The sequence below is a fragment of the Kitasatospora sp. NPDC088264 genome (assembly GCF_040685715.1).
In the GTDB taxonomy this organism is placed as follows: Bacteria; Actinomycetota; Actinomycetes; order Streptomycetales; family Streptomycetaceae; genus Kitasatospora.
On sequence record NZ_JBFBIR010000082.1, the window covers coordinates 21,747 to 27,746 of the forward strand.

The 6,000-nt window shown below is 70.8% G+C and carries 9 protein-coding genes; 2 read left to right on the forward strand and 7 right to left on the reverse strand.

All coding sequences use genetic code 11. The features are described from left to right. Positions 1–55: 55 nt before the first annotated feature. Positions 56–574, reverse strand: a complete 519-nt coding sequence (locus tag AB0O82_RS35435; RefSeq protein WP_363588633.1) for a hypothetical protein — start codon at positions 572–574, stop codon at positions 56–58. 288 nt (positions 575–862) lie between these two features. On the opposite strand from AB0O82_RS35435, the gene AB0O82_RS35440 reads away from it, so the two are divergent. Then, complete coding sequence (locus AB0O82_RS35440) at positions 863–1,324, forward strand: nuclear transport factor 2 family protein (protein ID WP_363588635.1); 462 nt, start codon at positions 863–865, stop codon at positions 1,322–1,324. Here the strand turns inward: AB0O82_RS35440 and AB0O82_RS35445 are convergent. The 6 genes from AB0O82_RS35445 to AB0O82_RS35470 all read right to left on the reverse strand — a co-directional run bounded on the left by AB0O82_RS35445 (position 1,308) and on the right by AB0O82_RS35470 (position 5,287). Beyond that, positions 1,308–1,565 carry a hypothetical protein gene (locus tag AB0O82_RS35445; protein WP_363588636.1) on the reverse strand — a complete coding sequence of 86 codons (258 nt, stop codon included), beginning with the start codon at positions 1,563–1,565 and terminating at the stop codon, positions 1,308–1,310. The two genes, AB0O82_RS35440 and AB0O82_RS35445, sit on opposite strands and share 17 nt — an antisense overlap. 170 nt (positions 1,566–1,735) lie before the next feature. Then, the gene (gene tgmC / locus AB0O82_RS35450; protein ID WP_363588638.1) at positions 1,736–2,881 is read right to left on the reverse strand and encodes an ATP-grasp peptide maturase system methyltransferase; all 1,146 of its coding nucleotides are present in this window, start codon (positions 2,879–2,881) and stop codon (positions 1,736–1,738) included. Continuing rightward, the gene (gene tgmB, locus AB0O82_RS35455) at positions 2,878–3,843 is read right to left on the reverse strand and encodes an ATP-grasp ribosomal peptide maturase (protein ID WP_363588640.1); all 966 of its coding nucleotides are present in this window, start codon (positions 3,841–3,843) and stop codon (positions 2,878–2,880) included. The genes tgmC and tgmB overlap by 4 nt, the downstream gene beginning before the upstream one ends. Continuing rightward, the gene (tgmA, locus tag AB0O82_RS35460; RefSeq protein ID WP_363588642.1) at positions 3,843–4,118 is read right to left on the reverse strand and encodes a putative ATP-grasp-modified RiPP; all 276 of its coding nucleotides are present in this window, start codon (positions 4,116–4,118) and stop codon (positions 3,843–3,845) included. Before tgmA ends, tgmB begins: the two co-directional genes overlap by 1 nt. Before the next feature lie 145 nt (positions 4,119–4,263). Further along, the gene (locus AB0O82_RS35465; protein WP_363588644.1) at positions 4,264–4,824 is read right to left on the reverse strand and encodes a hypothetical protein; all 561 of its coding nucleotides are present in this window, start codon (positions 4,822–4,824) and stop codon (positions 4,264–4,266) included. Between the two features lie 13 nt (positions 4,825–4,837). Further along, positions 4,838–5,287: an ATP-binding protein gene (locus AB0O82_RS35470; RefSeq protein WP_363588646.1), complete on the reverse strand. Its 450-nt coding sequence runs from the start codon at positions 5,285–5,287 to the stop codon at positions 4,838–4,840. 109 nt (positions 5,288–5,396) lie between these two features. Between AB0O82_RS35470 and AB0O82_RS35475 the strand changes: the two genes are divergently transcribed. Next, a partial coding sequence (locus tag AB0O82_RS35475; RefSeq protein ID WP_363588648.1) for a Scr1 family TA system antitoxin-like transcriptional regulator occupies positions 5,397–6,000 on the forward strand: 604 nt, incomplete at its 3' end.

Consider the following 6,000-nt stretch of genomic DNA (forward strand, 5'->3'; position numbering starts at 1 on the left):
GAAGGTGGGGTTCATTGAGCCAAACCCCACCTTGGGGTGATGTGTTGAGGCAGCGTCAGAACGCCGACGGGGGCTGAAGGAGCAGATCGAGGACGGACGTCCAGTGCTCGTCGGGTGCGGTGACGATCACGTAGCCCTCCTGACCGGGGAGGCGGGGGATCAGGGCGCTGCGGCAGCCGTGGCTGTGGTGGATCTCGACGGGGACGGGCTCGCCGTCCAGGCGGATCTCGCCGGCGCTGATGGATTCGGGGTCGAGCGGGCCCAGGTGGTGGCGCGGGTCGATGCGGCCGGAGTTGCCGAGGAAGTTGAAGAGCTGTGATCCGGGGGTGGTCAGGGACTTCACCCGGAAGCCGTCGGGGACGGGCCGGGAGGTCTGGACGATCGCGATGAGCTCGCGTTTCAGGTGGTAGTTCAGATCGACGTGGCAGAGGTAGCCGTCGCTGCCCATCCGCCCGAGGAGGACGAACCACTCGGGCGGCGCGTCGCGCAGGACGGCGATCCGCCCGCCCCACTCCTCGGCGGTCTCGCGGTCGGTGGGGATGTGGAACTTGCGCGGCTCGCTGCTGCGGAACACAGGGATCCCCCAACTGATCGGTGAAAAAAGGTTCTTGGGTCACCAGTAGACCCCGACATGCCCGCGCGCGAGTGAGTTCCCGCCCGGCGCCCGCCCGGGGTGGTCGTCCCATCCATCATGTTCCTCCGATCCCGTCGTCGACCTTCACGTAAGGTGCGGTCAAGCGGGCCTCCAAGTCGGGTGTCACAAGCGGATCTTGGAGGCCATGGCCACATCCGCACACCCGAAGTCCCGGCCCATCGCCCGAAAGAGCTCGGCCGCGTGGTGACCGAACGGAGCCCAAGCGCCATGTCGGATATAACCTCCGCCAGCCCCGGCCCTCGTGAGGTCCTGGCCCGCTACCAGCGGGCGATGCTCGACAAGTCCGCGGACGACCTGGCCGATCTCTACACGGTCGACGCCGTCCACGAGTTCCCGTTCCTCTCCCCCGGTATGCCGGCGCGCTATGAGGGACGCGAAGAGGTCCGCGCGGGCTACCGAGCGGCCTGGGGTGCCAGCCCGGCGCAACCGCAGGAGATCCGCGAAGTCGCCGTACACGAGAGCACCGACCCCGAGGTGATCACCGTCGAGCAGGTCGTCACCGGGACCGTGACCACAACCGGCCGGACCTTCAGCATTCCCGGCCTCCTGGTGATCCGGGTCCGCAACGGCCGGATCGTGCACGTCCGCGACTACATGGACGGGCTCGGTGTGGCCCACGCGATGGACCGACTGGCCGCCTTGGTCACCAGCCTCAGCGACCGCCACTGAAACCCAGCGGCCAGGTGGCCAGCACCTTCGTCAGCGACGCCACGTCGTACACCGTGTCCGGGCCCGGTCGGGCGTCGCCGCACTCGGGGGCGACGACGCCGGAGGCCAGGTAGCCGGGCTCGGTGTCGTGGGTGCCGTGGGCGATGACGCCGCCGGGGACGGTGGTGTCGGCGGTCATCAGGTCCAGGCAATCGCGCAACTCGGCGAGCGCGGTCGGGTTCCACGGCACGGTGAGGGTCATGGCCGCTCCTGGTGGACAGTCAGCTGGTCTCCGGGAGCGGCCAACTTCGGCAGTGGACTGCTGCATCCGTGCCGCAGGTGGTACGTGCCTCGGATCGTAGAGGCGCCGTCGGCCGCCAGGCGCCGGCTGATCGGCGTGGCGGGCTGGTCAGCGTGCTGCTGGGGCCGGGTTCAGATCGGCAGGTCCCAGCCCGGCCCGGTCTCGCTGCCGATCCAGACGCGCTGCCCGGAGGGGGAGACGGTGATGCCGAACTCCTCCTGGTGGGGTTCGCCGGCTGCCCGCCAGGTCTCGACGGCCTGTTCGACCCGGTCCCAGAGGGGCAGTGGGCCGCGTTGGACCACGGTCCATCCGCCGCCGTCGGGGTCCGGCGTGGTCCGGGCCTGGGAGCCGGTGGCTACGTCGGAGAGGATCTGGTGGCCGTCCGCGCCCATGCGTTCGGCGGAGGGGGCGGCGAGTTGGGCGATCCAGCTGCCGGTCCAGGTGCCGATGACCGCGGGGTCGATGCGGGTCGGCCGCTCGGCGCCGGGCAGCAGGGCCAGGCTCGGGCGGGGCGGCCGGTCGTGCGGGCGGGCGATCATGAAGCTGGTGTGGCCGGGCAGGAACCGGCCGGTGGCGCTGCCGGGGCCGGTGACGGTGAGCAGGGCGAGGCCGGAGGCGTAGCTCCAGCCGGAGAGCGTGACGAGGATCTTGCCGCCGGGCTTCACCTGGTGCAGCCAGGGCAGGGGGAGGTGGCGGACCGCGCAGGTGGCGATGAGCCGGTCGTAGTCGCCGCCGTCGGGGTCTCCCCGAAGGCCGTCGCCGACGATCAGCCGGGGGGCGTAGCCGGTGGCCTTGAGCGCGGATGCGGCGGCCTCGGCCACCACCGGGTCGTATTCGATGCTGGTGAGGTGGGTGTCCCCGAGGCGGTGCGCGCCGAGGGCGGTCGAATAGCCGGTGCCGGTGCCGACCTCCAGGACACGGTGCCCGGCCCTGGTGTCGAGCTGGTGCCACATGCGCAGGACGAGGGAGGGGAGGGTGGACGAGGAGGTGGGCGAGCCGGGGACCGGGGCGCCGTCGACGTCGCGGGGGCGGGTCCGGCCGTCCAGCTGGGTGATCAACGTCCGGTCGGTGTAGATCCCGGCGAGCCACCCGGGCGAGGTGTCGAGCACCGCCCGGTAGCCGGTCGGTGAACTGCCCGGTACGGCCTCGAAGTAGGCGCCCGCGAAGGCCTCGCGCGGGACGGCCTCGGCGGCCTCGCGCCACGCCGGGTCGGTGAGCGCACCGTCCGAGGCGAGCCGGTCGACGAGGGCTGCGCGCAACTCGGTGGACTGGTTCACGGGTTGGGTCCCTTCTCTAGCTGGTTGGCGATGGCCTGGGCGATGGCGTTCGTCACCTGCTCGGGTTGCCAGGCCCATTGGCCGTTCGGGTTGCACTCCAGGAACTGCCAGGAGCCGTCGGGTGTCACGGCGAAGTCGAATGCGCCGTACACGAGGCGGAAGTCGGCGAGGTAGCCGGCGATGGACCGCGCGACGGGCGGGGGGACCGTGACCGGCGTGCAGGACATCAGGTTCTGCCGGCGCCGCCAGTCGAGGTCCGGGCTGGCGATCCGGAGCCCGAACAGCCGGTCGCCGACGGCCGTCACCCGGGCGTCGAACGCCTTCACCACCGTGGCCTGGAACAGGTGGGGGCAGACGGCGACCGCGTCGGTGATCTCGCGGGGTTCCACCTCCCGCACCCACACCGTCCGGGGCGTTCCGTTCACGGTGTACGACGTGTTCCACAGCGGTTTGTAGACGACCCCGTCGGTGTGCTGGGCAGCAAAGGCGCGCGCCTCCGCCGGGTCGTTCGTGATCAGGGTGTCCGGGAGCGTGAACCCGAGCCGCTGCGCGCTGGCCAGTTGCGCCGGTTTGTACTCCGCGGCCCGATTGTGCCAGGGGTGGTTGACGTAGTGCGCCCCCGGAAGGGAGGCGAGGATGCCCCCGGCACCCCACAGGGACTGCGTGGCGGCGAAGCGCCGGTCCTGGCCGTGCAGTTCGGGCGGTCCCTCGTAAGGGGAGGGACGTCGGACCCAGACCGAGCGCACGTGGGTCAGGTCGAGTTCCCGGCTCGGGGTGCGCAGGGTGCCCCGCCGGCCGCCCGTGCGGTACGCGGCGGTCAGCGAGGCACCCGTGTGCAGGTCGGTGCCGGGGTCGAGGCGAAGCACGCGAACGCGGCGCTGCGCGAGGATGCGCAGGACCACGTCGGTGGTCACGTCGTGAGGGTTGGTCAGCACCAGCACCGACCCGCGTTGGTGGGTCATCAGCCGGCGCTCTGGTCCTGGTCGTAGGACTCGGTGGTGTCCGAGTCGGTGGACCCGCCCGGTCCGGCCCCGTCACCGGGCCTGGTCGTGGTGGGCGTGAGGCCGCTGGTGCTGGTGCCGTGAGCGCCGAACTCGACCGTGCGGCCGCTGCCGTCCACGATCACGGCGATCTGCGTGTCGGGGTCGATGACGGGGGTGCCCGAGGGGACCGTGGTGGTCTCCGGGAAGGGGCGCATCCTGGTCGTGCCCCACGGCGGGGCGAGGGTGTGTGCCATCTGGCGTCTCCGTTTCGGTGTGTCGGTGTGTCCGGTGTGTCCGGTGTGTTGCGGGGCCGCGCCGGGACGGACGGCGGAGATCGGCCTGTTCGACGCCCGATGCTCCTGTAACGCGCTGGCGGGTCGAGGGTGTTGGGGCGGCGCGTCAGCATGGCGTGGCGGCCTTGGCGCGGGTGCGGCAGTGGGTGAGGGCGGGTTTAAGGCGGGGGTCGGGGTTGGGGGTGGTGGTGAGGAGTTCGCCGGCGGTGGTGAGGGTGGTCCAGTAGTGGGTGGGGTCGCCGGTGGTGGGGTGGGGTTGGGTGGCGGTGAGGGAGAGGTAGGCGGTGGTGAGGTTGCCGGTGGTGAACCAGCGGGTGAGGCCGTGTTGGTGGCCGGCGCGGATGCTGCCGTGGGCGTCGATGGCGGTGAGGAAGAGGTCGATGACGGCGAGGTCGCGGTCGTCGGGGGTTTTGGGGATGTCGAAGACGCCGAGGGCTTCGAGGAGTTCGCCGGTGTCGTTCTCTGTGCCGGGGCGGGGGTTGGCGAGGAGGGCGTCGTAGCAGTCGTCGAGGCGGCGTTGGGTTTCGGCGGCGGGGATGCCGAGGGCGGTGCAGACGGCGCGGGCTGATCGCAGGGGCTCGCGGGTGCGGCGGGCGAGGGTGGCGTAGGTGTCGGCGGGGGTGGAGCCGGTGTCGAACAGGTGGCGGGCGGTGAGGGGGAGTCGCATGGTGGGCACCTGTTCAGACGGTGAGGAGGGTGGACGTGGGGGAGGACGTGGGGGCGATCAGGGCCCAGACGAACTTGCCGACGCCGCCGGCGCGGGGGCAGCAGCCCCACTTCTCGGCGAGTTCGTTGATGAGGAGGACGCCGCGTCCGTGTTCGTCCTCGGGCGTGGGGGTGTGGAGGGAGGGGCGGCCGGTGCCGGCGTCGTGGACTTCGAGGCGCAGGCGGTCGGCGGTGAGGGAGAAGCGGATCTCGATGAGGCGGTCGGTGGGGGCGTCGGTGTGCTGGACGGCGTTGGCGAAGAGTTCGCCGAGGAGGAGTTCGGCGACGTCCGAGTAGCGGTCGCCGGTGGGGAGCGCGGCGAGGTAGGCGCGGAGCAACTGCCGGGCGACGGGGGTGGATTCCGTGCGGGAGTCCAGGCGCGCGGCGAACGTGCGGGGGCGGGACGCGGTACGGATTTTGAGCATGGCGGGGCACCTCAGGGGGCGGATGGGGGCGTGCGAAGGGAGTGTGACGTAACGCTATGCACGCAAAAGATCGCTCTCAGGTATCAATCATCGGGGTGTCGGAGTTACGGTGGCGACCAAATCGACGTGTGGGGAACCGCAGCACCTGAGGGGGATGGGGATGGCACATCGGCGACTGGAGAGCGGGCTCACGTCGAGCCCGGCGGTGATGTTCGGCGAAGCGCTCCGTTTCGCACGCGAGCAGGCTGGCTACACGCAGGAAGACTTGGGCAGGCTCCTGCACTGCCACCGGACGGTGATCACTCGGTGGGAGGGCGGCAAGAGGCCGATGGATCGGGGCACCGTGGAGCGAGCTGACGCCGTGCTCGCCATGGGTGGCCTGCTGGTTCGGCTGTGGGAGCGGGTGGACTGGCACGCGGACATCGAGCACCCGGACTGGTTCCAGAAGTACGTGGAGCTGGAAGAGGAGGTCGCAGCGATCCGGGCGATCCAGTACAACCGGATCAACGGTCTGCTTCAGTGTGAGGACTATGCTCGCGCGATCTTGAGCCTCGGGGACGCGCGCAACATCCCGGAGCGGCTAGCCGAGAAGGTTGCAACTCGGCTGGGCAGGCAGGAACGCTTCCTGGCTAGCGATGGGCCGATGCTGCTGGTGGTTCTCCACGAGAGTGCCATTCGCACCGTAATCGGTGGACCGGGCGTGATGAGGAGGC